Annotated in this window: 22 protein-coding genes; 5 read left to right on the forward strand and 17 right to left on the reverse strand. The window is 63.5% G+C overall.

The annotated features are described in order from the left end of the window. Nucleotides 1–223: 223 nt before the first annotated feature. The gene (locus GVL04_RS10990) at nucleotides 224–2,305 is read right to left on the reverse strand and encodes an acyltransferase family protein (protein WP_159703884.1); all 2,082 of its coding nucleotides are present in this window, start codon (nucleotides 2,303–2,305) and stop codon (nucleotides 224–226) included. Further along, entirely contained in the window at nucleotides 2,302–4,362 is a 2,061-nt protein-coding gene (locus GVL04_RS10995; RefSeq protein WP_159704063.1) for an acyltransferase family protein, read from the reverse strand. The genes GVL04_RS10990 and GVL04_RS10995 overlap by 4 nt, the downstream gene beginning before the upstream one ends. Before the next feature lie 226 nt (nucleotides 4,363–4,588). Here GVL04_RS10995 and GVL04_RS11000 point away from each other — a divergent pair, with 226 nt between their 5' ends. Further along, a complete protein-coding gene (locus GVL04_RS11000; RefSeq protein WP_159703887.1) occupies nucleotides 4,589–5,584 on the forward strand; it encodes a DUF389 domain-containing protein in 996 nt (331 codons plus the stop codon). Here GVL04_RS11000 and GVL04_RS11005 read toward each other — a convergent pair. The 5 genes from GVL04_RS11005 to GVL04_RS11025 form a co-directional block, all read right to left on the reverse strand. Beyond that, entirely contained in the window at nucleotides 5,479–6,627 is a 1,149-nt protein-coding gene (locus tag GVL04_RS11005) for an NAD(P)/FAD-dependent oxidoreductase (RefSeq protein ID WP_159703890.1), read from the reverse strand. The genes GVL04_RS11000 and GVL04_RS11005 overlap by 106 nt on opposite strands. Nucleotides 6,628–6,769: 142 nt before the next feature. Then, nucleotides 6,770–8,404 carry a response regulator transcription factor gene (locus GVL04_RS11010; protein ID WP_159703893.1) on the reverse strand — a complete coding sequence of 545 codons (1,635 nt, stop codon included), beginning with the start codon at nucleotides 8,402–8,404 and terminating at the stop codon, nucleotides 6,770–6,772. Between the two features lie 161 nt (nucleotides 8,405–8,565). Beyond that, entirely contained in the window at nucleotides 8,566–10,179 is a 1,614-nt protein-coding gene (gene groL / locus GVL04_RS11015) for a chaperonin GroEL (RefSeq protein ID WP_159703896.1), read from the reverse strand. A gap of 84 nt (nucleotides 10,180–10,263) precedes the next feature. Then, the gene (gene groES, locus GVL04_RS11020; protein WP_011775524.1) at nucleotides 10,264–10,560 is read right to left on the reverse strand and encodes a co-chaperone GroES; all 297 of its coding nucleotides are present in this window, start codon (nucleotides 10,558–10,560) and stop codon (nucleotides 10,264–10,266) included. A 192-nt stretch (nucleotides 10,561–10,752) separates the two neighbouring features. Continuing rightward, complete coding sequence (locus GVL04_RS11025; protein WP_159703899.1) at nucleotides 10,753–11,115, reverse strand: hypothetical protein; 363 nt, start codon at nucleotides 11,113–11,115, stop codon at nucleotides 10,753–10,755. Between the two features lie 67 nt (nucleotides 11,116–11,182). On the opposite strand from GVL04_RS11025, the gene GVL04_RS11030 reads away from it, so the two are divergent. Then, entirely contained in the window at nucleotides 11,183–12,412 is a 1,230-nt protein-coding gene (locus GVL04_RS11030) for a class I SAM-dependent methyltransferase (RefSeq protein WP_159703902.1), read from the forward strand. Nucleotides 12,413–12,418: 6 nt separating this feature from the next. Here the strand turns inward: GVL04_RS11030 and GVL04_RS11035 are convergent, their stop codons facing one another. Genes GVL04_RS11035 through GVL04_RS11045 form a run of 3 tightly spaced genes read right to left on the reverse strand, consistent with a single transcriptional unit; the run spans nucleotide 12,419 to nucleotide 14,588 of the window. Continuing rightward, nucleotides 12,419–13,231: a shikimate 5-dehydrogenase gene (locus GVL04_RS11035; protein WP_159703940.1), complete on the reverse strand. Its 813-nt coding sequence runs from the start codon at nucleotides 13,229–13,231 to the stop codon at nucleotides 12,419–12,421. 33 nt (nucleotides 13,232–13,264) lie between these two features. After that, nucleotides 13,265–13,387, reverse strand: coding sequence for a type B 50S ribosomal protein L36 (ykgO, locus tag GVL04_RS11040; protein ID WP_011775528.1), 123 nt, complete (start codon nucleotides 13,385–13,387; stop codon nucleotides 13,265–13,267). A 49-nt stretch (nucleotides 13,388–13,436) separates the two neighbouring features. Continuing rightward, a complete protein-coding gene (locus tag GVL04_RS11045) occupies nucleotides 13,437–14,588 on the reverse strand; it encodes a GTP-binding protein (RefSeq protein ID WP_159703943.1) in 1,152 nt (383 codons plus the stop codon). A gap of 165 nt (nucleotides 14,589–14,753) precedes the next feature. Here GVL04_RS11045 and GVL04_RS11050 point away from each other — a divergent pair, with 165 nt between their 5' ends. Beyond that, nucleotides 14,754–15,905, forward strand: a complete 1,152-nt coding sequence (locus GVL04_RS11050; protein WP_159703946.1) for a glutamate--cysteine ligase — start codon at nucleotides 14,754–14,756, stop codon at nucleotides 15,903–15,905. Here GVL04_RS11050 and tsaD read toward each other — a convergent pair. Genes tsaD through GVL04_RS11080 form a run of 6 tightly spaced genes read right to left on the reverse strand, consistent with a single transcriptional unit; the run spans nucleotide 15,902 to nucleotide 21,232 of the window. Continuing rightward, nucleotides 15,902–17,086: a tRNA (adenosine(37)-N6)-threonylcarbamoyltransferase complex transferase subunit TsaD gene (tsaD, locus tag GVL04_RS11055; protein ID WP_159703949.1), complete on the reverse strand. Its 1,185-nt coding sequence runs from the start codon at nucleotides 17,084–17,086 to the stop codon at nucleotides 15,902–15,904. The two genes, GVL04_RS11050 and tsaD, sit on opposite strands and share 4 nt — an antisense overlap. Beyond that, the gene (rimI, locus tag GVL04_RS11060; protein ID WP_159703952.1) at nucleotides 17,083–17,580 is read right to left on the reverse strand and encodes a ribosomal protein S18-alanine N-acetyltransferase; all 498 of its coding nucleotides are present in this window, start codon (nucleotides 17,578–17,580) and stop codon (nucleotides 17,083–17,085) included. Before rimI ends, tsaD begins: the two co-directional genes overlap by 4 nt. Nucleotides 17,581–17,593: 13 nt before the next feature. Beyond that, entirely contained in the window at nucleotides 17,594–18,265 is a 672-nt protein-coding gene (gene tsaB, locus GVL04_RS11065) for a tRNA (adenosine(37)-N6)-threonylcarbamoyltransferase complex dimerization subunit type 1 TsaB (RefSeq protein WP_159703955.1), read from the reverse strand. Beyond that, on the reverse strand, nucleotides 18,265–18,831 hold the full coding sequence (tsaE, locus tag GVL04_RS11070; protein ID WP_159703975.1) for a tRNA (adenosine(37)-N6)-threonylcarbamoyltransferase complex ATPase subunit type 1 TsaE: 567 nt from the start codon (nucleotides 18,829–18,831) through the stop codon (nucleotides 18,265–18,267). The genes tsaB and tsaE overlap by 1 nt, the downstream gene beginning before the upstream one ends. Then, nucleotides 18,828–20,081, reverse strand: a complete 1,254-nt coding sequence (gene alr / locus GVL04_RS11075) for an alanine racemase (protein ID WP_159703978.1) — start codon at nucleotides 20,079–20,081, stop codon at nucleotides 18,828–18,830. The genes tsaE and alr overlap by 4 nt, the downstream gene beginning before the upstream one ends. Before the next feature lie 56 nt (nucleotides 20,082–20,137). Next, a complete protein-coding gene (locus GVL04_RS11080; protein ID WP_235036247.1) occupies nucleotides 20,138–21,232 on the reverse strand; it encodes a carbohydrate kinase family protein in 1,095 nt (364 codons plus the stop codon). Nucleotides 21,233–21,296: 64 nt separating this feature from the next. On the opposite strand from GVL04_RS11080, the gene GVL04_RS11085 reads away from it, so the two are divergent. Next, nucleotides 21,297–22,694 (forward strand): 6-phospho-beta-glucosidase, encoded by a 1,398-nt coding sequence (locus GVL04_RS11085; RefSeq protein ID WP_159703984.1) that lies wholly within the window; start codon nucleotides 21,297–21,299, stop codon nucleotides 22,692–22,694. Here the strand turns inward: GVL04_RS11085 and GVL04_RS11090 are convergent. Further along, a complete protein-coding gene (locus GVL04_RS11090) occupies nucleotides 22,675–23,193 on the reverse strand; it encodes a GNAT family N-acetyltransferase (RefSeq protein WP_159703987.1) in 519 nt (172 codons plus the stop codon). The two genes, GVL04_RS11085 and GVL04_RS11090, sit on opposite strands and share 20 nt — an antisense overlap. 116 nt (nucleotides 23,194–23,309) lie before the next feature. On the opposite strand from GVL04_RS11090, the gene mshA reads away from it, so the two are divergent. Next, the gene (gene mshA / locus GVL04_RS11095) at nucleotides 23,310–24,554 is read left to right on the forward strand and encodes a D-inositol-3-phosphate glycosyltransferase (protein ID WP_159703990.1); all 1,245 of its coding nucleotides are present in this window, start codon (nucleotides 23,310–23,312) and stop codon (nucleotides 24,552–24,554) included. The last annotated feature ends 89 nt before the right edge of the window (nucleotides 24,555–24,643 follow it).

The raw sequence follows: 24,643 nt of genomic DNA on the forward strand, positions 1-24,643 counted from the left end.
CAGCCCGTCATTACGGGACTGGCCTGTGCATCGGTACTTCGGCATGGGTACTGCGTGGGAGAAAGTGCTGCCGGGTATTGAATAAATAGTAGAACCTCCGCGCCTATCGCCATATTCCGCGACGCCCCAGTGTGAGCAACAGCACTGGTGGCAGGCCGGCGTCGCGCGTGTCCGAACGTCGAAGGCCGAACCAACAGCAAGCCGCGCCAGCCGCCGGACGAACTTAGCCGCCGGACCATCCCGTAGCGGCCAGGAGCCGCTCCTCAAACATGGGAATCATGCTTTGCACGTACGTTTTGGTGAGGTGGTTGTCGTCCTTGTAGACGTAGACGTTGCCCACGACGGCAGGACACGTCCCCTGCTCGCAGATGAAATCACTCATGTCCATCAGATAGAGCCGCTCCACCTTGCCCAGGTAATCGTCCAAGGGCGACGACGCCGCCAAGGACTCCTCGAGCGGGGCATTGCAGTCCGGCGAATCGGGACCCTTCTTCTGCACGCATTCCGGCATGTTGATGCTGAACCGCGGATTGTCACGGACACCCACAACGTCGATTCCGGCATCCGTGAACGGCTGGATACCCTCGAGGTAGCCGGGCACTTCCGTCTCGAAAGGCTCCGTAACGTGCGTCAGCGAAGCAACCGTGAAGACGGCATCCGGCTTATGTTCCATGACATAGTCCGCACTCGCCCTGTTGAACTCGTTGCATTCGTCGGTACGCTCAGGGGATTCTGCACCGAACCGGCAACTGCCCTTCAGGAGCGTCACCACTTCCCATCCGTGCTGCTTGGCGATCGGGCCCAAGGCAGCCATGTACTGCTGGGCGTGCGAATCCCCGAGCACCACGATTTCCTTGGTGACTTCCTCCGGTTCATCGTTCTGCAGGCACCCTTCCAACAAAGGGTCCGACGGCACGTTGTCGCCGGTGCACAGCCCGTCGATGTCTGCCCACTCGTCCTTCATCGCAGCTGGCGCCGGGATGATCATGGCTTCCTGGGTGGGTTCGCCAACGTACTCCGGGGACAGGGCTGCGGCTCCCGGGGTCAGTTCCTTGGGCTGGTCCGCGATCGCTGCGCCTTCAGCGGCAATGGCGCCCTGCCACGCGGTGACGGGGAGCGCCAGCAGCGCACCGCAGCAGGCAATCACGACGGCGGCACGCCAGGACCGTACGTCGGGCCACTCCCAGCGGCGCATGGGTACTTCCACGTACTTGGTGGTGGCCACGGCCAGCAGCATGGAGGCGGCCATGATTCCCAGACCCTGGAGGAGGTTGGGCGAGGTTGCCCCCGAAACCAACAGGAAAAAGACCAGGACAGGCCAATGCCAGAGATAGAGGGCGTAGGAGTTATCCCCCACCAGGACCAGCGGCCGTGAGCTGAGGATACGATCCGCACCGAAACGGCTGTTGCTCTGTCCTGCCACGATGACCGCTGCGGCGGCGAGGGTAGGCCACAGTGCAACGAATCCCGGGAAGGAGCGGTCCACGGTCAGGACCAGCCCGCAGGCGAGCATGGCGGTGATCCCGGTCCATCCCAGGAAGACGCGGAGCCGGCGTCCAGGCTTCAGGTAAGGCAGAGCCAGCGCCAGCAAGGAGCCCAGGGCGAATTCCCACAGACGTGCGCGGGTATCGAAGTAGGCGTACTCCTGGTTGTTGGTGGTCTGCTCGATGGAAAAAGCAAGCGAGGCAATGAAGACCGCACCGAACGCCATGAACAGCAGTGCCCTGTGGGCGACAGCCTTCCGGTCCGGGAAAAGCTTGGCCAACTGCGGCTGCAGCAAGGCGACGGCCGCGAAGATCAGCGGCCACAGAATGAACACCTGGCCTTGGACGGACAGGGACCAGAAATGCTGGAGCGGACTGGCCCCCGAATGATCCTGGGCGTAGTAGTCCACGGCCGTGTCAGCCAGCTGCCAGTTCTGCCGGTACAACAGCGATGCCCACGCCTCAGCGAGGACATCCGGCCAGCGGCTCTGCGGGATGAAGGCCCAGGTGGCTGTCAGGACACCCAGCAGGACCACGACGACGGCGGGCAGCAGCCGCTTGAAGACGTGCAGCCAGTGCCGCAGGAGTCTCAAGGGCTTGCGGTTTTCCAGTTTGCGCGTGAACGACAACGTCAGCAGGAATGCTGAGATCAGCAAAAAGACGTCCACACCGCCGGAGACCCGGCCAAGCCAAATATGGTAGGTCGCCACCATCAGCACAGCCAGTGCGCGCAGTCCCTGAACCTCCGGACGGAAGCCGGGTTTCGACGTCGTGCGTTCCTGTCCGGCGGGTGCCGTTGCGGTAGCTTGTGTGTTCATCATCGCTGCCACCCGGTCGCGGCAAACCACCTTTCTTCAAACATCTCGGCCATGCTGGTCACATATGTCCTGGACAGGTGGTTGTCGTCCAGGTACACGAACATATTGCCCACCACGCTCGGACACGTGATGCCATCGCACAGAAGGTCGGTCATGTCCAGGAACGCGGCGTTGCCAAAGCTTCCCTGCACGGCAGCGAAGGGGCTGTCCACGGCAAGGACATCGGGCTGGTCAGACTTACAGTCAGCGCTGTCCACGCCCTTGGACAAGGCACATTCGGTGACGTTGTAGTCGTACCGGGGGTTGTCACGGATAGCCACAACCTCAATGCCGAGGTCGTTGAAGTTGGTCACCGTCTGCTCAAAGCCGTACACCAACTGCTCATCGGGCGATGACGGCGATGCCATGGTTCCCACCATGAAAACAGCGTCCGGCGCTTGGGCCGCAGCGTATTTGAAGGCCGCCGCGTTGAAGTCGTTGCAGCCGTCTTCGGCGTCGGGGTTGTCCGGCATGAAATGGCATCCGCCCAGCAAGAGGGCGGTTACCTTCCAGTGTTCCGCCTCGGCAAGGGGGCCAAGTGCGGCCAACCATTGCTGCGAGTGCGAGTCGCCCAGCACCAGGATGTCCTTGACGGCGTCGTCGTCCGCCACGGTGTTCTGCTGGCATTTCTCCTGCAGCATCTTTTCGTCCGGTTTCGACTGGCCCTCGCACGGTCCTGCGAGCGTTGCCCAGTCCTCCGGCAGTTGTTCAGCCGTGGGAAGGGTCTTCGCGCCGTCGCTGACCAGGTCCACGTATCCGGGGACGAGCGCGTGGGCGCCAGGGTTGTCGTTGAAAGCCTGGGCCTGGGCAGCCTTGAGGTCCAGGTCCTGCTTGTACTGGAACCCCAGCAGCGGCGCGCACGCCACGGCAAGGCAGGCGGCGATGGCGATGGCAGAGCGGCGGCGCTTGACCTCGGGCCATTTCCATTCACGGAACGGCTTCTCCACATACTTGGTGGTAAGGAAAGCCAACGTGAGGGACAGCGCGATGATCACGGTTCCCGACAACCAACCTGCGTGGTCCTTGCCGCTCCAGGCCAGGGCGATCACCAAAACAGGCCAGTGCCACAGATAGAGGGCATAGGAGTTGTCGCCCAGCCGAACCAGGAACTTTGAGCTCAGGATCCGGTCCACTCCGAAGCGGCTCCCGGTCTGGCCGGCGGCAATGACAGCGACTGCCGCGAGGGTGGGCCAAAGTGCGACGAATCCGGGGAACGCCGTCTGCACCTGAAGCAGAATCCCGCACGTGAGCATCGCAACCACACCGATCCACCCCATGACCACCCGCACGGGCTTGGCGAAGTTCAGGCCCGGGATGATCAGCGCAAGCAACGTGCCGAGGGCGAACTCCCATAGCCGCGCAAAGGTATCGAAGTAGGCCACCGCCTGGTTGCTGGCAGTAAAGATAACGGAGTACGTGAGGGAGAGGACGAAGATGATCGCGAAAACGTAAGCGAGGGTGGCCCGGTACCTCAGGCTGAACCTGCGGCAAATAAGCGCAACGGTGGCGAAAATGACTGGCCACAAGATGAAAACCTGACCCTGGATGGACAGGGACCAGAAGTGCTGCAGAGGACTGGCGAGGCTGTGGTCGGTGGCGTAGTAGTTGACCGCCAGGCCTTGGAGGAGCCAGTTTTCGAAGTAGAACAGTGCGGCCCACGCCTGATGGACCACCTCCACCCAGCGTGTTGGTGGGAGGAAGGCGAAGGTCGCCGCGAGCGTGCTCAAGAGGACCACGACGACGGCGGGAAGCAGCCGCCGGAACAGGTGCAGCCAGTGCCGCAAGAGGTCCATGGGGCGGCCCTGCTTGTAGCGTCCGGTGAACTGCAGAGTCATGAGGAACGCAGAGATGAGGAGGAAGACGTCCACGCCTCCGGAAACCCGTCCAATCCAGATATGGTAGCTCACCACCATAAGGACGGCGAGGGAACGCAGGCCTTGGATTTCGGGGCGGAACTTCGACTTTGCAACGGGTCCGGAAGGCCGCCTGCCGGCACGGGCAGGGGCTGGGATCGTTGGCATAGTCACGTTAGGCAGTTCCTCAAAGCTGTGGCACAAAGCATCAATCATACGCGGATTAGCGGCCCCAACCCAGTCGGGACAGTCTTATGGACCGGCATCCGAGGCTTAATTAGCTCAGGTGCAGCTATGGTTTTTCCCAGTCCTGCCTGTGCGTGACCTGTGCCCGAATCACCGCAAACCACACCATGCGGAACTACGCTGGAGCCGGGGCGAGGGAAGGAAATCCATGATCGTGCAACTGCGCGTTTGCGTACCGGGGGAGTTGTCCGACGCCGTCTTGGACTGTTGCTCCGGTCAAACCGGCGCTGCCGAGGTGGCCGTCCATAAGGGTGCCTCCGTGGTTCCGCCCGGCGACGTGATCACCGTCCAAATCGCGCGGGAATCCGCGGAAGAGTTGATCGAGCGGCTTCACGCCCTCAAGGTTCCGGACTTGGGTTCGATCTCCATCTCGTCACCCGACGTGGTCTTGTCCAAGCGCGCCGACGACGCCGAGAAAGCAGCGCCCGGCGAATCGGCAGACGCCGTCATTTGGGACGAGGTTTCCAGGCAAACGGGCGAGGACTCAAAACTGACGTGGAGCTTCCTGGCGTTCCTGGTGATTGCTACGCAGTTGGCTGCGATCGGAATTGTGACCGATTCAACCATCGCAATTGTGGGAGCCATGGTGGTTGGGCCGGAGTTTGGACCCCTTGCCGCGTTGGCGGTGGGACTGGTGGAACGGAAGTGGCGATTGGTGCGTGCCTCGCTGCTCGCCCTGGCTGTCGGCTTCCCCCTGGCCATGCTGGTCACCGCAATTGCGGCCTGGTTGTCCGTACCCCTCGGGTTGTTTCCGGACGACACGCTGGAGCGCGGATCCGCCGTCGAGTTCATTTACCATCCGGGTCCGTACTCGCTGATAGTGGCCGCACTCGCCGGCGGGGCGGGAATGCTGTCCATGATCACGCATCGATCCTCAGCGCTGGTGGGTGTCTTCATTTCCGTCACTACTGTTCCAGCTGCCGGCTATGTTGCCGTCGCCCTGGTGCTGGGTGAATACAGCAAAGCGGCAGGGTCAGCCATGCAGCTGGCACTCAACCTGGTGGGCATTGTGTCAGCTGCAGCTGCCGTGTTGCTGTTCTACCGACTCGTCGGCAAGCGGGTCTCCTTGGCCCGGCGACCGTCCGGCTCAGGACGACGTGCTGATATGGGCCGACGCTCCTTTGCCAACCGGCGGGCCAGGTAGCGGGCATCCCGGGCAACTCCGGGAAGCGTTGCCGAGGCGGCTGCGAACAGGAATTCCTGGCCGATGAAGTACATGCCGGGAACGCCATCTGCCACTCCCCTGGTCTGCTTCGGCTCTCCACGATCGTCGAAGACCGGCAGCTTCACCCACGAGTAGTCCTCGTGATAGCCGGTGCACCAGATAACGTTTGCGGCCTGGACACGTGTCCCGTCATCCAAGACCGGCGACCCGTCCGAAACCCCGGCCAACCTGGGGCCGAGTTGAACTCCGGCCGCCGCCAGGTCCTTCGACTTTGTCCGGATCAACGGGGCCGCCATGGACTTGAAACCCGGGGCAGCCTTTCGTCCGATGGGCGTGTTGAGCGTGAGGACATGGACGCCCAGGAATTTGACCACAGGCAGGGCAAAACGAGCTGCTGTGCGGCCGTGCTTCATGGGCATCTCGCCACTGGGCTTGCCGGAAAGCACTGTGTGATGCGATCGTCCAAGCTCAAGCGCGATTTCCGCCCCTGAGTTTCCGAGCCCGACCACCAGCACGGTCCCTTCCCGCAGTTGCCCAGGGTTTTTGTAATCCTGTGAATGCAGTTGGAGTACGTGAGGATCCAGCTCTCCCGCGAAGGCCGGCCGCTTTGGAATTCGGTGTCCGCCGGTGGCAATCACCACGTTGCGGGCGTGCCAGGTGCGGTCCCCTGCCCGGACTGCGAAAACATCGCCGTCGGCAATGATTTCCTCCACGCGGGTGCTTGGAACGAAGGGTAGGTCGAAGCGGCGTACATAGTCCTCCAAGTAGTCGGCCAATTCATCCTTGGTTGGGAAGGCCAGGCGGTCGCCGGGGAATGGCCTGCCCGGAAGGCCGTCATACTTGGCGGGTGTGAAGAGTCTGAGTGAGTCCCACCGCTGGCGCCAGGCCTCCCCCGGCCGGGCATTTCCATCCAAAATGGCGAACTCCCGGCCTTCCCGCGCCAGCCAGTAGCCAAGCGCCAAGCCGGCCTGCCCGCCTCCTACAATCACCGTGTCTACTTCTGTGTGCTGATGCGCTTCCATGGCTGTTTCCCTTCCATCTGTGGTGCTGTCTGGGTGCTGATACAGCCAACATATTGCTGCGGACTCCGCCACCGCGTCGGCCGAATTGCGCATACCGGGAGCCAGGGCATGGGTATTTCTACCCACCAGCTTTGAGGGAAACTCAGTGAATCAGGCCGTGCTCAAAGGCATAGCTGGTGGCAGCCGCCCTGGACGGCACAGCGAGCTTGGACAGGATATTGCTCATGTGCCTGGCCACGGTCTTCTCGCTGAGATACAGCTCGCGTGCGATCGTTTTGTTCGCCAGGCCGCCGGCGACGAGCCGCAGGACTTCTACTTCCCGCACCGTCAATGAGGACGAGCCCTTGGGCTTATGACCGGCAAATTCCAAGACTTCGGCCGCTGCCGGGGTTGCTCCCAGATCAGCGAATTCAGCCGTGGCCGCCTCGTACTCCATCGCCGCCGAGTCCACATCGCCCAATGCTGCGCAGGCCCGGCCGGCAAGAACTCTGCAGCGTGCAGCTTGATAGGGGGCCTCCAAGCTGTACCAAATCCGCCACGCCCTCCTCGATGCTTGAAGGGAGCCCTCAGGATCGCCCTCGGCAAGCAGCACAGTGGCTGAGGCCAGGTAAGCAAGCGCCAATTCCAGGGGCCGGCTTTCGCTGTGCAACGGCGCAGACAACTCGTCTGAAGCGGCCCTCGCAGCGGCCACCTCTCCCGCGGCAAGCTCGATGTCCACGACCGCGGGGAGCAGTCGCCGACGGTTGGCCGGATCCGCGCCGGACAACGCCCGGCGCATGGTGTTTTTCGCCTGCTCCGTCTTGTGCTGGACCAGGTGGAGGTACGCGATCCCGGGGACGGGTTCAAAGCCTGTCTCTGCGGCCTTTGCATATGCACGACCTGCGTCGTCCAACCACCCTGTCAGACGAAGAACTTCACCCTGCTGGTACCAACTGCCGAACGTGGCATCAGGGTCGCCCTTCCTGATCCGCCCCTCGGCCGCCCGTGCGACGGACAGGGCTTCGTCCCAGGCACCATGCAAGATGAGCAACTCCGCACGGTTTGCCTGGCACTGACCACTGAACATGACCATGTCCGGACGTTCGCCGCACCACCGTTCCAGTGCGGCCGTCCACTCCTGGGCCCTGTGGACGTCCTGGGCCAGGCGGCAACTGCCCAGAACGGCGCAGTAGATGATTCCGGCAGGTATGGGAGAGACTTCGCCGGCCGTGACCGACACCATGACCTCGTCAAGGAGTTCCAGCCCCTCATCCGTACGTCCAAGGGAAACCCGTGAGGTGCCGACGCCGAGCAGTCCCATCGCTTGAAGATCCCGGTCATGGAGGACGGTACCAATCTCCAACGCCCTGCCGAACGCACCCTGCCCGGCCTCAGGGTCACCCGCTCTTAGCAAACCCAGCCCGGCAGGTATGAGGAGGTAGCCTTCCGCGGCACTGGGGCCGGCCAATCCTTCAAGCAGATGCTTCGCGCGTGCCAACCATCCTTGTCCGAGTGCCTGCTCGCCCATGTCCATGAGGAACATGACCAGCCAAGCGGCGCACCGCGCTGCACTGTTCGCGTCGCCCATGGTCAGGTATTCGTCGTGGGCACGGGTCAGATACTCAACACTCTCCGTGTTCAGTCCCAACAGCATGGCCACCGAAGCAACCAGCTCGATGTCCTGGGGAGGCAGTCCGCCTTCAGCATCCGCGCGGACAAGACAGTCAAGGGCATCGCTCCAGCGGCGTTCGGAGTATGCCGAGCGTCCCAGGTCCAAGTCTGTATCCGGAGCTGTCATGGCTCACCCTGCGGGTGGTGGCGGCCCGGTTGGTGCCCAAGCCGCAGCGTTTAGCGTCAGGTTACCGCCGCCGTCGAACGCCCACAATAGCCGCGCAGCGCTGGCGTGAGACGACAAAAAACCCCGGTCACCAATGTGACCGGGGTTCCTTGGACAGGCTGCTAGTGGCTGTGGCCTGCGTGTGCGTCTTCTTCCTCAGCCGGCTTCTCGACTACCAGGGTCTCGGTGGTGAGAACCAGGGCAGCGATGGAAGCGGCGTTGCGGAGAGCGGAACGGGTGACCTTGACGGGGTCGATCACGCCAGCGGCGATCAGGTCCTCGTACTCGCCGGACTTGGCGTTGAAACCATGGTTGGCATCCAGCTCGGAAACCTTGGCAACAACCACGAAGCCGTCGAAGCCGGCGTTCTGGGCGATCCAACGCAGCGGCTGGACCAGCGCGCGGCGGACGATGCCCACAGCTGCTGCTGCGTCACCTTCCAGTGCCTTGACGGCCGGGGACTCGTCCAGTGCCTTCAGGGCGTGGATGAGAGCGGAACCGCCACCGGAAACGATGCCTTCTTCGAGGGCTGCACGCGTTGAGGAAACAGCGTCCTCGATGCGGTGCTTCTTTTCCTTCAGCTCAACCTCGGTGGCTGCGCCAACCTTGATCACGCCGATGCCGCCGGCCAGCTTGGCCAGGCGTTCCTGCAGCTTTTCCTTGTCCCAGTCGGAGTCCGTCCGGGTGAGCTCAGCACGCAGCTGTGCAACGCGGTCGGCGACGTCCTGGGCCGTACCGGCTCCGTCAACGATGGTGGTGTTGTCCTTGGTTACCGTGATGCGGCGCGCGGTACCGAGTACCTCGAGGCCAACGGTGTCCAGGGTCAGGCCGAGGTCCGGGGAAACAACCTGGGCGCCCGTGAGCGTGGCGATGTCCTGGAGCATGGCCTTGCGGCGGTCGCCGAAGCCCGGAGCCTTGACGGCAACAACGTTGAGCGTGCCGCGGATGCGGTTGACGATCAGCGTGGACAGGGCTTCGCCTTCGATGTCTTCAGCAATGATGAAGAGCGGCTTGTTGGCCTGCAGGGCCTTCTCCAGCAGCGGCAGGAAGTCCTGCAGAGAAGAAATCTTGCCCTGGTTGATCAGGATGAGGGCGTCTTCGAGGACGGCTTCCTGGCGCTCTGCGTCGGTGACGAAGTACGGGGACAGGTAGCCCTTGTCGAACTGCATGCCTTCGGTGAGAACCAGTTCGGTCTGCGTGGTGGAGGACTCTTCAATGGTGATGACACCGTCCTTGCCAACCTTGCCGAACGCTTCGGCGAGGAGCTCGCCGACCTCGTCGCTCTGCGCGGAGATGGCTGCGACGCTGGCAACCTGGGTGCCTTCGACTTCGCGGGCGTTCTCCAGGAGGCGGGCTGCGATGGCTTCAACGGAAACCTCGATGCCGCGCTTGATCTCGCCCGGAGCGGCGCCGGCAGCAACGTTGCGCAGGCCTTCCTTGACCAGGGCCTGTGCAAGCACGGTGGCTGTGGTGGTGCCGTCGCCTGCGACATCGTTGGTCTTGGTGGCTACTTCCTTGGCCAGCTGGGCGCCAAGGTTCTCGTAGGGGTCGTCAAGCTCAACTTCGCGGGCGATGGTCACGCCGTCGTTGGTGATCGTGGGAGCGCCCCACTTCTTGTCCAGCACGACGTTGCGGCCGCGCGGGCCAAGCGTCACCTTGACAGTGTTGGCGAGCTTGTCGATACCGGCCTCAAGAGACCGGCGGGCAGCATCGTTAAAAGCAAGCTGCTTTGCCATGGTTGTGTCCTTTCAAGACAGAAAACCCGCACCGCTGACGGTCGGAATGATTCCAACTCGGCGGCGGTGCGGGGCTCCAGGAAGTTACTTTACGACGATCGCAAGGACGTCGCGGGCGGACAGAACGAGGTACTCGTTGCCGCCGGTCTTGACTTCGGTTCCACCGTACTTGGAGTAGATGACGACGTCGCCAACAGCTACGTCAACCGGTACGCGGTTGCCGTTGTCATCGAAACGGCCGGGGCCGATTGCAACAACTTCGCCTTCCTGCGGCTTCTCCTGTGCGGAGTCCGGAATTACCAGGCCGGAAGCCGTGGTCTGCTCTGCTTCGAGCGGGCGAACAACAATACGATCCTCAAGAGGCTTAATCGAGACCGACACTCGGACTCTCCTTTTCATGAGCTGATTCATGGACTAAGAACTAGGGTGCCGGAGCGTACAACCGTCGTCGCGGTGCCGGAAGACGCTTGGCGTGATTAGCACCCTCCGGGGGAGAGTGCTAACAAGACTCTATGTAAGTGGTTAGCACTCGGTCAAGGTGAGTGCCAGAATTTCGTCACGGGTGAACGTCCGTCAACGGCCGGTGAGGTCGTCCAGATCGTAGTCTTGGCCGTCATCGTCCTCGTCAAGCGGGGCATTGCCGCGGTTCAGGTACAGCAGCACGGCTGAAGCAACAGCAACGACGCCGGCAATCACCAGAGTGATAATGCCACCGGTCCGGGCGCCGCTGTACAGCTCGCGGATGTCGCGTGCCTCGTCGGTGGCGTCGTTGACGCTTTTGCCGGCCACCGAATACGTGGCCGCATTAAACGAATCCAGCGCGAAGATAATGATCAGCAGGCCGATGCAGACCACCGCGATCACGGCCCCCGCAATGAGGGCGGGTCGGGCAAACTTTGTGATGGTGGAGGGTTGCGGGGCTGCGTTGTGGTCCATGAAAACAACCCTATCTGGCTGATTCGCAAGTCACGTTGTCAAGTGCCGCGCCGTTAGGCTTGATCCCATGCCTCACGCACCGCAGGAACAGATCGCACCCTTGCTGACCACCGAAGGATGGGAACTTCTTGCCTCCTTGGGGCCTTACCGGGAGGCGGAGGCATTCAGCGTCAACGCCGATCTCCGGAAGGCAGGCCACTCCCCTGAACTCGTGGCGGCGGTCCTGACCCAATCACGGCTGAGGACACGCGCGGAAGCCAAGTTTGGCGAGTTCGCGCGTCAGATGCTGTTCACCCAGGCCGGCTTGGAACAGGCCACCCGATTGAACGTCGCTGCCCGGCACGCCGAGCGCTTCGCCAAGGCCGGCATTACCCACGTGGCAGACCTCGGATGCGGCCTCGGCGCCGACTCCATGGCTATGGCCTCCATGGACATTGCAGTCACGGCCGTGGAAATGGATGAAACCACAGCCGCGTGCGCCACCATCAACCTCATGCCTTTCCCACACGCCACGGTGGTGCATTCGGATGCCACGTCCGTGGATTTGGACGGAATCGACGGCGTGTGGCTGGATCCGGCACGGCGCACCACCTCCACATCGGGGACAAAGCGGATCTGGGACCCGGAAGCGTTCTCGCCTCCGCTGTCCTTCGTGGAGCGCCTGGCGGCCACCGGCCGCGCCATCGGCGTCAAAATGGGTCCGGGCATCCCCCACGACTCCGTGCCTTCCGGCTGCGAAGCCCAGTGGGTCTCGGTGGGCGGCGACGTCACCGAAGTCACCCTGTGGTTCAACGCCGTGGCACGTGCCGGCGTGCGTCGGGCCGCGCTGGTCATTGGCAGCCAGGGCGCGGCCGAAATCACCAGCGGCGAAGATTTCGACGGCGGTCCGGTAGCCGCCGTCGGGCCTGTCGAAGGGTTCCTGTACGAACCCGATGGTGCGGTGATCCGCGCAGGCCTGGTGGCCGACGTCGCTGGAAGGCTGGGCGGGCACCTGGTGGATGAGCACATCGCCTACATCTGCGCACCCGAGCTGCACGACACTCCTTTTGCCCGCGCCTACAAGGTCCTCGAAGTGATGCCCTACAACGTCAAGGCCCTCAAAGCCTGGGTGAAAAACAATGGCATCACCGTGCTGGACATCAAGAAGCGCGGTACGGCAGTGACCCCGGAGGAGCTACGGAAGCAGTTGCTCCCCGCCAAGCCCGCCAAGGGCAAGGATGCGAAAACAGCCACCCTGGTCCTCACCAGGATCGGCGAGGAAAGAGTGGCCGTCGTCGTGGAGCCGGTCTCGGTCTAGCGCGGGTCAGCGGCGAGAGAACTCCGAGGCTTCGCGGACCTGGGCGGCACTCGGGCGCACACCCGTGTACAGCACGAACTGTTCTTCCGCTTGGATGGCGATGACCTCGGCCCCGGTGATGACCTTCTTGCCGGCGTTCCGCGCCGCAGTGATGAGCGGCGTCTCCGAGGGCAACGCAACGACGTCGAACACTACGTGGGCAGCGGCAATCGTGGCGTCGTCGAAGGACTGCGCGGTCTCGTCCGCACCTGCCATTCCGAGCGGCGTGACGTTGACGATGAGGTCCGCAGTTGAGCCATTGACGTCGTCCTGCCAGCCAAATCCGTACAGGTCCGCAAGGGCACGGCCAGTGGTTTCGTTGCGGGCAACGATGGTAACGGCGGTGAATCCCGCGTCACGGAGGGCTGCGGCCACGGCCTTGGCCATGCCACCGGCACCCCGGAGCAGCACAGTGTGGCCCTTGGGAACCTGGTGGTCCTGGAGAAGCCTCGCGATGGCGATGTAGTCCGTGTTGTAGGCGGTGAGGACGCCGTCGTTGTTCACGATGGTGTTCACCGAATCAATGGCCTTGGCCGATGGGTCCATCACGTCAACCAGGGGGATGACGGCCTCTTTGTAGGGCATGGACACCGCGGCGCCCCGGATGGGGAGGCCGCGGATACCAGCCACTGCGAGCGTGATGTCCGCCGGGGCGAACGCCTTGTAGACAAAGTTCAATCCGAGCAGATCGTACAAATAGTTGTGGAACCGGGTACCGATGTTGCTGGGCCGGGCCGCGAGCGAAATGCACAGGGACATGTCTTTGTTCAGGATTGGCATTCCCCCATTAAACAACGCACATTAACTCGGTGCTTAGCCTTGCCGCGCCTTCATCCGCGGGTTGTTCTTGTTGATCACGAACGTGCGTCCGCGCCGGCGGACAATTTGCGCTCCGGGAATCTTCTTGAGGGCACGCAGCGAGTTCCTGACCTTCATGGTGTTTCTCCTTCTGTTGGGGTGGGTTGGCCTGCTGGCTGGGGTGGATTTAGAGGGCGTCGCTGAGCTCCAGGGGGTCGTCCCAGACCCCGAAGTCCAGTTCCATTTCTGCCTCCGTCAGTTGGCAGCCGTCCAGGAGCTCGCGGATTTCCCCTGGGTCGATATCCTCGGAGCGCCCGGTGATGGCCAGGACAGTGCCGCGGTCGCCATGGTGCGGATGCCAGTCCAGGAAAGCGTCGACGTCGGCGCCCGGCTTTCCGGCGCCCGCTGTGCCGCCCTGCGCGTCGGTAGAGTCGGCCAGCCAGTTGCCGGTACTTTCGAGCCAGACCCTGGGCCCTATGCCCTGGACGGCAATGCGCCTGGTGGGCGCCGAGGCGATCCACAGGCGGCCGCGCAGCCAGTGGGTCCCGACGGCCAGTTGGGGCAGCGCGTCCCGGAAGCGACCCGGATGGAGCGGACGTCCCGCTTTGTGAAGCACCGTCCGGAAGGGACCCGGCGTTTCGCTCAGGGGCACACGCACGACGCCGGGCCGGTTACGGGCCGCTGCTTCAGCGTCGTCGAACCATCCCGGCCGGAAATCCTCGGCCGAACCAACCACGTTTGCATGGGGTGCCAACTGACCAAGAAGTTCCAATCCCATCAGCCATGGCGCCGATCCCTCGCGCGGATCCCCGGTCAATACCGCGCCCAAGCCGGGGCGGGCCATCACGGTGTCCACCTGCCCAAACTCCCCGATGAGGAATTCGCCGCTCGTGCGCTCGTCCTGTGGCATGGAGGTAAACCCGGATTCGAACAAGGTGTGACGGTCCCAGATGTGGTCGTCCAGGTCCACGGGGTCCAAGGCCAGCACGGCGTTGTCTATGACAGCAGGCCGGCTGAGGCCGCGGCGAAGCTCCGCTACGGCCATTCCAGCCGCGACTCCGGGCGGCAAGCCGAGGACCACGTGGTCGAAACCGCAGGCGGCGAGGCGTTCCGCCGTCGGGACTACATCCAACCTGACCGTGCAGCTGAGGCAGCCATGTTCCAGGACTGTGGTTTCGCGTTCAAACAAGTGGCCGTCCCGGTATACCCGCCGCAGGACCAACGAGCCGTCCAGGAGGTCATGGAGGACCACAACGGAATTGGCGTGGGTCCGGCCGAGCCTTTCCACGGCGGCCTCACGGCATTGGCTGTCCAGGGAGCTGACGACGGTGAGGTGCATGCGTCGATTCTAATGAGAATCATTATTATTAGCAAATGACGGCTCGTTGCCCCCGCCAACCTGCCGATATCGCCGGTGTTCCGGCTGCATTAGACTTGATCCGACCGCTGGCGGCCCCGCAGCGGGGAACCGTGCCCGGCTGAGATAACACAATGAGGGGACTACGTGCAGATTGATTTTGCGCCATCCAGGCAATCGACACTGGGTGTGGAATGGGAGTTGGCGCTCGTCAATGCACGCACCGGAGAACTGGTATCGGTCGCGAACGATGTCCTCAAGGGCGTTGCCGCGAACCACCCCGACCTCAACGAGGACGACGAACACCCCCACATCAAGCGTGAACTGCTCCTGAACACCGTTGAACTCGTCACGGGAATCTGCGAAACGGTCAAGGACGCCAAGGAAGACCTCAGCCGTTCCCTCGCCGCTGTCCGCGAAGTCACCGACCCGATGGGTGTCGAGGTGTTCAGCGCAGGAAGCCACCCCTTCAGCCCACCTTTGCTCCAGCCCGTTACGGACAAAGAGCGCTACGCCAAACTGATCGAGCGGACCCAATGGTGGGGCCGCCAGATGGTCATCTACGGCGTTCATGTCCACGTGGGCATCGACCGCCGGGACAAAGTGCTCCCCATTTTGGACGGCTTGGTCAACTACTTCCCGCACTTCCAGGCGTTGTCCGCATCCAGCCCCTACTGGGCCGGGGAAGAAACCGGATACGCGTCCCAGCGTGCGCTCATGTTCCAGCAACTTCCCACTGCCGGGCTGCCCTTCCAGTTCGACACGTGGGAGGCATACGAGTCCTACGTGCAGGATATGTTCACCACTGGCGTCATCGACTCCACCTCCGAAATCCGCTGGGACATCCGTCCCGTTTCCAACCTTGGCACCATTGAGATGCGCATTTGCGATGGTCTGGCCACGCTTGAAGAAGTGGGTGCCATTGCTGCGCTGACCCAGTGCCTGGTGGACGAGTTCTCCTCCATCCTGGACGCCGGTGGCACCATCCCCACCATGCCTCCGTGGCATGTGCAGGAGAACAAGTGGCGTGCCGCACGGTACGGCATGGAAGCCATCATCATCCTCGACGCCGAGGGCAACGAGCAGCTTGTCACGGATCACCTTGCGGAAACCGTCGAGCGGCTGGAACCCGTGGCAGCAAAGCTCGGCTGCTCCGAAGAACTGGCCGACGTCTTGAACATCATCGAACGCGGAGCCAGCTACCAGCGCCAGCGGCGGGTTGCTGCTGAGCACAACGGAGACCTGCAGGCAGTGGTCATGGACCTCGTCCAGCAAATGCGCAAGGGTCCCGACGCTTAAGTCGACGGTTGGGTGCCTTCCCGGGCAGGAAAAGCCTGGGCAGGCACCGACACCGTTGTCACCGGCATGGAGGAATCCGGCGCGAAAGTAACTCCGCTCGGACCGACGCCGGCCATGATCAGCTGTGCACCGAGGGCCGCCACCATGGCTCCGTTGTCCGTGCACAGGTCCAGCGGCGGAACATGAAGCTTGATTCCAGCTGAGGTACAGCGCTGCCCGGTCAGTTCCCGGAGCCGCGAGTTGGCCGCCACTCCCCCGCCAAGCAGGACATCGGTGATGCCGTTTTCCTTGCAGGCAAGCACTGCCTTGGAACTGATGACATCCACCACGGCTTCCTGGAACGCTGCAGCGATGTCCGCCACGGGCACTTCCTCACCACGGGCTTCGAACTGCTCAACGCACCGGGCCACGGCCGTCTTGAGGCCGCTGAAGGACCAGTCGTAGCGGTGCGGTCCCTTGTCCTCCGCCGTCCCCATGTACTTGGGCTGCGTCAGGCCGCGTGGGAACCGGATGGACTTGGGATTACCCTGGCGTGCCAACTTGTCGATGGCAGGACCACCCGGGTAGCCAAGGCCAAGGATGCGGGCCACTTTGTCATAGGCCTCACCGGCGGCATCATCGATGGTTGAGCCAAGCAGTTCAACGTCATCGGTGATGCTCCTGATGCGCAGGATTTCGGTGTGCCCACCCGATACCAGCAGTGCTCCAAGGTTCTCCGGCAGCATCCCCGCACCCAAGCCGGCGGCAGCACCGGCGTCGTGCTTTCCGTCAGTCCTGCGATGTCCATCCAGCAGTCCCACGCCGACATGCGCCACCAAGTGATTAATCGCGTACAACGGTTTGCCCGTAGCCACGGCCAACGCCTTCGCAGCACAGACACCCACCATCAGCGCTCCGGCGAGCCCCGGACCGGAGGTGACGGCAATGGCGTCGATATCGTCCAGGGCCACGCCCGCTTCGTGGAGCGACTCCTGGAGTGTCGGTACAAAAGCGTCCAGGTGCGCACGCGAGGCGATCTCAGGGATGACGCCACCGAAACGTACGTGCTCGTCCATTGATGAGGAAACAGTGTTGGTGAGCAGGGTGGTACCCCGCACAATGCCGACGCCGGTCTCGTCGCAGGAGGACTCGATGCCGAGCACCAATGGCTGTCTGGGCTGTTCCGGATAAGGCCCGCTCACGCTGTGGCTCCTTCGTGGGGTTTGTTCAGTTCAAGCCGCATGATCAGGGCGTCAGTGCCGTCGCGGTAGTAGCGGGGACGGACGTGGATCTGTTCGAACCCGAAGCGCAGGTACAATTGCTGGGCCCGGGGATTGTCCGCGCGGACCTCCAACAGCACGTCCGCCGCACGGCGGCGCCGCGCTTCATCGATCAATTCGGTCAGGACAGCGGAGCCGATTCCCTTGCCTTCGAATTCAGGCACAACGGCGATCGTCTGGACGTCCGCGATCGGCTCGATGCACATCAGCCCTGCGTAGGCCACGATCTCCCCGGCAACCTCCGCCACCACGTAGCGACGGGTCTCAAGCTGGGCCAGTTCGTCGAAGAACATCTGCAACGGCCAGGCGTCCACGGGGAACAGCCGACGCTCCAGGGCCTCCACCGCCGGGATGTCGGCTTCCGTCATGTCCCGCAGGGTTACCCCGGCGAGCTCAAGCTTGGGTGACAATTTCACAGTTTCCGTCCCATCAGAGAGCACGTTTCCGGGGCCCGGGAACCTGGGCATCCGATTCCCGCAAGTACAGGGGTGTGGAGTCCAGCAACGCCTGCCCGGCCGTGAGTTTGGCCAACGCGAACTGGCCCAGTGACGCTGCATCGGGCTGGGTACGGGCGAAGTCTTCATCCGCCCTGAGGACGTCAGCGTACAAGCCTGCGCCGGCGCCGAACACCGGCAAGTCCGGAAGTCCTGAGGCGAAGCCCACATGTGGGCCGTCCACCAGCTCGGGCAGCTGACTGTCGGCGAGTGTGTAGCGTGCCCAATAAACCTCTTTGCGTCGGGCATCTGTGGCCACCAGGAACTCAGGCGCGGCCGATGTGGACCCGGCCACCTCAAGGGCGATCGCGTCCAGGCTCATCAGGCCGTACAGCGGCTTGTTCCACACGAAGGCCAACGTTCGCGCCGTTGCAATGCCGGAACGCAGACCCGTGAAGGGGCCCGGCCCTACCCCCGTGACGATCGCATCAATGTCCGCGCCCGTGACGCCTGCCCCAGCCAAGAGCTTTTCGATGCCGGGGGCCAGGACTTCAGCGTGGCTGCGGGTGTCCTCCGTAGCGAAGGAATCCACCACGCTTTCCATGGCATCGTCCGAGATCAAGGCGGCGCTTGCCACTGCGGAGGTGTCTATGGCCAGGATCAGCATCAGTTGCCTTCCTCTGGTGACGTGGTTTTAACAAGTCGCGGAGCCTCTGCCCAGCGGGGACCATACCCCCGGAAAACAAGGGTGCGGGGTTCGTCGTCGTCATCGGTATCGAAGTCCAGGACATCGTCCCCTGACGATGGCATGCCAACTGCCCGGTACAGGTCAACCTCCAAGCGGCTGTCCGAGAGATGCTCCACGCGGTCCCGGCCCCATTCCACAACGGTGACTGCAGTGTCCATCGTGTTCTCCAGATCGATGTCGTCGATCTCTGCCGCCGATTCCAGCCGGTAGGCATCCACATGAACCAGATCCGGACCGCCGGGCCGGGGGCCATCGGCAAGATTGGGGTGGATCCTTACCAACACAAAGGTGGGTGAAATGATGCCGGCACGGACTCCGAGACCCTCGCCAAGCCCCTGGGTGAACGTCGTCTTGCCCGCGCCCAGCTCGCCGGTCAGGACCAGGAGGTCCCCTGCTTCAAGCACCTCACCCAAAGCTGCCGCGAGCGCGTGGGTCTGTTCCGCCGTCGTGACCTTCAGCGTGCGCTCCCATTGGGGTTCGCTCACAGCGCTGCCGTTTCCGGCGCCTGGCGTGCAGCCGTGTGGGCTTCGGCCCGGGCGGGCACCTCGTTGATATAGCTGCGTGGGACGCGGGGACTGATCCTAGTGACGATTTCGTAGTTGTTTGTTCCCGCGGCTGCTGCCCAATCGTCCGCAGTGGGGCCGCCGTCGGCACCGTTGCCGAGCATGACGGCTTCGGCGCCTTTGAAGGCGGCCGCCGCTTCAGGAGTCAGCGGTCCGAGGTCTATGACCATTTGGTCCATCGCGATCCGGCCCACCACCGGGTAGTTGACACCGTTGACGCGGACCGGTCCGCCAGTCGCGATGCGGGGAACGCCGTCGGCATAGCCCAGTGGCACCAGGCCGAGCGTGCTTTCCTCGCTGGTGCGGTAGTTGAGACCGTACGAGACGCCCTGGCCCTGCGGCACCTTCTTGCAGTTGGACAGAAGTGTCCGCACGGTCATGGCCGGATGCAGGCCAAGCTCCGCGGACGTGGCCCCTTCGAATGGTGAGAGACCGTAGATACCGAGGCCAACTCGGACAAGGTCGAAGTGTGAGTCCGGACGGGACAAGGTGGCAGGCGTGTTGGCAATGTGGCGGACTTCTGTGTCCACGCCGGCGTCCTCGGCCATGGCGATTGCCTCGCGGAAGACGGCGAGCTGCTCATCGGTTTCAGGGCGGTGGGGCTCATCGGCCACAGCGAGGTGCGAGAAGATGCCAACCACCCGCAACAGGCCCTGGTCCTGGTATTCCATGGCCTGGCCCAACAACTGGTCCAAGTCTGCAACGGTGCAACCGTTACGGCCCAGGCCCGTGTCCACCTTCAGGTGGACCCGCGCGGGCCGTTCCTGTTCGCGGGCCGCCGCGACTACGGAGTCCAGCTCCCAACCGGAAATTCCGACGTCGATTCCGGCGGCCACGGCCGCCTGGAAGTTGCTTTCACGGGTGTGCAGCCAAGCAAGCAAGGGGGCATCCACACCGGCTGCGCGCAAGGCGAGAGCCTCCGAAATGTGCGCGACACCGAGCCAGGCGGCTCCGGCGTCGAGGGCGGCCCGGGCTACCTGCACGGCCCCGTGGCCATAAGCGTCCGCCTTCACCACGGCCATGACCGAGGCGGGCGATGCGATGGCGACGAACTGTCGAACATTGTGCCGCACGGCTTCGAGGTCAATCACGGCGGAGCGTTCAAGCACCGCCGACTTTGCTATGGAGGCTTTCGACCCGATACCGATATCTGCAGCTGCTTCGTAAGTCACCCTAGAGATTCTAGTAGTGCCGGTGAATTCGGGTTAACTGCGGGGCTGGCGCTTCCCTACTGTGCGTCCGACAAGTGCGCGATCGTTGCCCGGGCACGTCGTTGGGCCTCCGCAGGGATGTCCTTAACGATTGGTTCCAGGAACGCGAAGCGCCGCAGCCACTGGCTGGACTGGCGTTCCTTCCTCGCGTTGGCCCGTTGCCACCAGTCGGCGATGTCGCCCCATCCGGGCGCCGCCAGGGAGCCGCCCACTTCCTGGACTGCAAGCGAGGCGCACAGGTTGGCGAAGCGAAGCCGGTCCCCCAGCCTCCATCCCGCCAGGCACCCCACAATGAAGGCTGCCCCAAAGCAGTCGCCTGCACCAGTGGGGTCGTAGGCGGATACAGGCAGGGATGGCACCCATTCTTCCTCGCCGGTCTCCGAGTCCACGGCCACGGCACCCTGTGGCCCGAGCGTCACGACGGCTACGGGAACGCGGTCAGCCAAGGAATAGAGCGCAGCCCACGGGTCCGCCTTGCCAGTGAAGGCCATGGCTTCGGGCGCATTGGGCAGGAAGGCGTGGAAGTTCTCCAGCAGGTCAAGCCGGCGCTCTGACCACTCCCCGGTGGGGTCCCACCCCACCACGCCGAACAGTTTGGTACCGGACTCCTTCGCTGCGAGCATCCACGGTTCCAACTCCTCACCCAGATCAGCGACGGCGGCGAGCGCTTTGGGCGGCTGCCCGATCAGCTCGGAGGAACTGATGGGAGCGGGATGCCCGTGGGTGACCATTGATCTGTCCTGGTTCACGCACATGGAAACAGTGACCGGCGAGTGCCAGCCCGGAACCGTCCGCGACAACGAGAGATCAACATGCTCCTGGGTTTCGAGGATCTGCCAGTTGTAGTCGCCGTAGCCATCGTCCCCGAAGGTCGCTGCGAGGTTGGTCCGCAGGCCCAGCCGGGCAGCAGCGATGGCTTGGTTGGCCACGCCTCCAGGGCAACTTCCCATGCCCTCGCTCCAGACCTCCGTGCCGGGTTCGGGCGCATGCGGGAGTCCCGTAAAGATGATGTCCTGGAAAACTGTTCCCGTCAGGAGAAGGTCGCAGTGGTTGTCCCCATCCGGGCGCACGGCAGCAAGGGGATCAAAACGTCGCTGGGGCATAGCGTCCATGCTCCGCAGACTACGCTGCACCTGCTGGGCTGCATAGACTTGCGACGCTGCATAGACTCGGACCATGCGGCTCATGATCGCCGGTGGCGGCGGCTTCCGGGTTCCCCTTGTCTACCGGGCTTTATGTGCGGGTCCCTTCGCCGGGCTGGTGGACGAGCTCGTCCTCTACGACGTGGACGCGGCACGGCTCGCTGCCATTGAAGCGGTTGTCCGGGACATGCCCGCCACCGAGAGTTCCGCTCCCGCCATCGTGGTATCCACCGACCTTCGGGCGGCCCTCACCGGGACGGACATGGTCTTTGCTGCCATCCGTCCAGGCGGCACTGCCGGGAGGATCTCCGACGAACGCGTGGCACTGGAACTCGGCCTTCTGGGCCAGGAAACCACGGGCGCCGGCGGGATCGCTTATGCGCTCCGAACCATTCCCCGCATGCTGGAACTTGCCGAGGCGATGCGGCGTCATTGCCCCGATGCGTGGCTCATCAATTTCACCAATCCCGCCGGCATGGTTACGGAGGCACTGGGACCTGTTTTGGGCCGCAAGGTCATCGGCATCTGCGATTCCGCCGGGGGCCTGGTCCAGCGGGCGGCCCGGGCTGTGGGCGCGCCGTTGAAAGAAGGGACACTCGACGGCGTGGGCTACTTCGGGCTGAACCATCTCGGTTGGCTTTACCGTTTGGCACCGGGCGGCCGGGACCTGTTGCCGGGGCTGTTGTCCGACCATGCCGCACTTGAGTCCATGGAAGAGGGCAGATTGTTTGGGCAGCACACCCTGCTGCAACTGGGCTGCCTGCCCAACGAATACCTTTACTACTATTACCAAACGGCGCAGGCAACTGATGCCATCCGCCGGCAACGCGAAACCCGCGGAGCGTCAATTCACCAGCAGCAGAGTTCCCTCTACCCGGCTCTGGTCCACGCCGCCCACCCGTTTGCGTTGTGGGACGCCGCCCGCCGGTCCCGCGAAGAAGGCTACTTGGCCGAAGCCCGCACGCACGGGGAGCAGCGGGACGAGGAAGACCTGGCCGGAGGCGGTTACGAGCGCGTGGCCTTGTCCGTCATGCGTGCCCTGTCAGGCGGCGGAGCCACCCAGCTGATCCTGAATGTGCCCAACGCTCCGGTGTCGACCGCCAGTGACCGGGCCCCAGCGGAACTGGCCGTGCCCGGACTGCCGGCGGACGCCGTCGTCGAGGTTCCGTGCGAGGTGACTCCCGACGGCGCGTTGCCGCTTGCGCAGGAACGGCCAGGCGGGCAGTTCCTGACCCTGATGCAGCACGTCAAGGAGGTGGAGCGGCTGACGATCCATGCAGTCGTTTCCGGCGAGCGCCATGCCGCCATTGGCGCGTTCGCGGCGCACCCGCTGATTGGCTCCGCGGAACTGGGAGACCAGCTCCTTGAAGGCTATGAAGCGGCTTTTCCCGAACTGGCGCAGTTATGGGGCCCTACAGCTTCCGGTACATGACGTGGAGGCCGACGTAACCGATCTCCGGGTGGTCAAAAGCCTCAGGCACCGTGGCGAGGATCCGGAAGCCCATGGACTGCCACAGCCACACTGCGCGGACGTTGCTCTCCACCACGGCGTTGTACTGCATCGCGTAGAACCCCGCAGCCTTGGCCTCGCTCAGGGAGTAGGCGCACAAAGCCCGGGCGATTCCCTGGCCCGAGTTGTTGGCACCCACCATGTACCCGGCGTTGGCAACGTGGCTCCCACCGCCGGCTTGGTTGGCGTGGAACTCCCCCGTGCCCAGGACCTCGTCCGTGTCCTTGTGGACTGCCACGAATGTCTGACCGGGAGCGTCTTTGGTCCATTTGCTCCGGGCGTCTTCCTCAGTGGTGTCGCGGTCCCAGGTAAATGTCTCGCCGTCTCGAATGACCGGTTCAAGGATGGTCCAGATACCGGGCCAGTCCTTAGGGGTTGCTTTGCGGATGTCGAAAGTCTGTTCTTGGCTCACAGCGGCCACGCTAGCAGCCTTGGACACTGCGGGGTTGTCCCCAAATTCAGTTGGCGGGCAGGAGTAGTGTTTTCTGCAGGGCAAACATGGTTTTGCTGTTTGCTGTGAATGTCAGGAGGAATGCGGTGCCGTTGATCCGTCGGGTGGCGTTCCTGTCGTTGCATACCTCCCCCATGGAGCAGCCCGGAGCCGGGGATGCCGGTGGGATGAACGTCTACGTTCGGGCGTTGGCGATGGCGCTGGCGGAGTCCGGTGTGGAGGTGGAGATCTTCACCCGTTCCACCAAGGCGAGCCAACCCGCCGTCGAGCATCCAGGGCCCGGCGTCTGCGTCCACAACGTCATGGCCGGACCGCGACGGAAACTGCCCAAGGAAGAACTACCGGCGCTCCTGCATCAGATGGTGGAAGAAGTTGACAGGATCCGCGGCAGCCAACTGCACGGCCGCTACGATGCCATCCATTCGCACTACTGGGTTTCCGGAGTGGCCGGGCTTGAGTTGTCCGAGCTGTGGGGTGTTCCACTGGTGCACACCATGCACACCATGGCCAAAGTCAAGAACCTTGTCCTCGAATCCGGTGAACGTCCGGAGCCGCGCCGCCGCGAAGAGGGCGAACAGCGGATCGTCGATGGTGCTGCGCGGCTGGTGGCCAATACTCCCGCTGAGGCCGATGAACTGGTTTCCCACTACGGTGCCGACCTTGACCGGATCGATGTGGCGCCGCCCGGGGTGGACCTCAAAGTGTTCACGCCGTCCTTCAGACGGAAATCGCGCAGGGAGCGCGACGTTCGACCTGACAGCTTCCACATTCTCTTCGCCGGACGAATCCAGCGACTCAAGGGCCCCCAGGTGTTCGTCAAGGCAGCCGGAATCCTGCGAAAGCGCCGGCCGGACATCGATCTTGAGATGACCATCCTGGGATCACTCAGCGGGGCCAAGGACTTCAACCTCCAGCACATCATCGAAGACGCCGGGCTTGCCGACGTCGTCACGCACCGCCCGCCGGTAGTGGCACCTGAGCTGGCCAGTTGGTTCCGTTCGGCAGACGTCGTGGTGATGCCCTCCTTCAGCGAATCCTTCGGTTTGGTCGCCCTGGAAGCACAGGCGTGCGGCACACCCGTGGTGGCTACGAATGTAGGCGGCCTGTCCCGCGCCATCTCAGACGGAAGGACTGGCATGCTGGTGGACGGCCACGACCCCTCCGACTGGGCAGACGCCCTCGAAGACTTATATGACGATGCCCAGACACGGGAAGACATGGGCCGGCTGGCCGCCACCCACGCCGAGTCCTTCGGATGGCAACGGACGGCAGCCATCACCTTGGAAAGCTACCGCGAAGCAGTAGGAGGCCTGCTGGTCCCGCGGCGCTGAGTCTTGGCCCGGATCCCGCTCCAGGGCTGATAGATTGTCGCGCACAGCGTATGAACGCCTGCAGCACCATCCACGCTGCAGGGACACTC

Source organism: Arthrobacter sp. 18067 (genome assembly GCF_902706295.1).
Taxonomy (GTDB): Bacteria; Actinomycetota; Actinomycetes; order Actinomycetales; family Micrococcaceae; genus Arthrobacter.

Bases quoted from the DNA above. Each gene is read 5' to 3' on its own strand.
- GVL04_RS11010 (WP_159703893.1), bottom strand. From the start codon at position 8,404: ATGACAGCTCCGGATACAGACTTGGACCTGGGACGCTCGGCATACTCC.
- GVL04_RS11085 (WP_159703984.1), top strand. From the start codon at position 21,297: ATGCGGCTCATGATCGCCGGTGGCGGCGGCTTCCGGGTTCCCCTTGTC.
- GVL04_RS11000 (WP_159703887.1), top strand. From the start codon at position 4,589: ATGATCGTGCAACTGCGCGTTTGCGTACCGGGGGAGTTGTCCGACGCC.
- GVL04_RS11035 (WP_159703940.1), bottom strand. From the start codon at position 13,231: ATGCCAATCCTGAACAAAGACATGTCCCTGTGCATTTCGCTCGCGGCC.
- GVL04_RS10995 (WP_159704063.1), bottom strand. From the start codon at position 4,362: ATGCCAACGATCCCAGCCCCTGCCCGTGCCGGCAGGCGGCCTTCCGGA.
- ykgO (WP_011775528.1), bottom strand. From the start codon at position 13,387: ATGAAGGTCAGGAACTCGCTGCGTGCCCTCAAGAAGATTCCCGGAGCG.
- GVL04_RS11025 (WP_159703899.1), bottom strand. From the start codon at position 11,115: ATGGACCACAACGCAGCCCCGCAACCCTCCACCATCACAAAGTTTGCC.
- GVL04_RS11030 (WP_159703902.1), top strand. From the start codon at position 11,183: ATGCCTCACGCACCGCAGGAACAGATCGCACCCTTGCTGACCACCGAA.
- GVL04_RS10990 (WP_159703884.1), bottom strand. From the start codon at position 2,305: ATGATGAACACACAAGCTACCGCAACGGCACCCGCCGGACAGGAACGC.
- GVL04_RS11005 (WP_159703890.1), bottom strand. From the start codon at position 6,627: ATGGAAGCGCATCAGCACACAGAAGTAGACACGGTGATTGTAGGAGGC.
- groL (WP_159703896.1), bottom strand. From the start codon at position 10,179: ATGGCAAAGCAGCTTGCTTTTAACGATGCTGCCCGCCGGTCTCTTGAG.
- GVL04_RS11080 (WP_235036247.1), bottom strand. From the start codon at position 21,232: ATGGACGCTATGCCCCAGCGACGTTTTGATCCCCTTGCTGCCGTGCGC.
- GVL04_RS11045 (WP_159703943.1), bottom strand. From the start codon at position 14,588: ATGCACCTCACCGTCGTCAGCTCCCTGGACAGCCAATGCCGTGAGGCC.
- tsaB (WP_159703955.1), bottom strand. From the start codon at position 18,265: ATGCTGATCCTGGCCATAGACACCTCCGCAGTGGCAAGCGCCGCCTTG.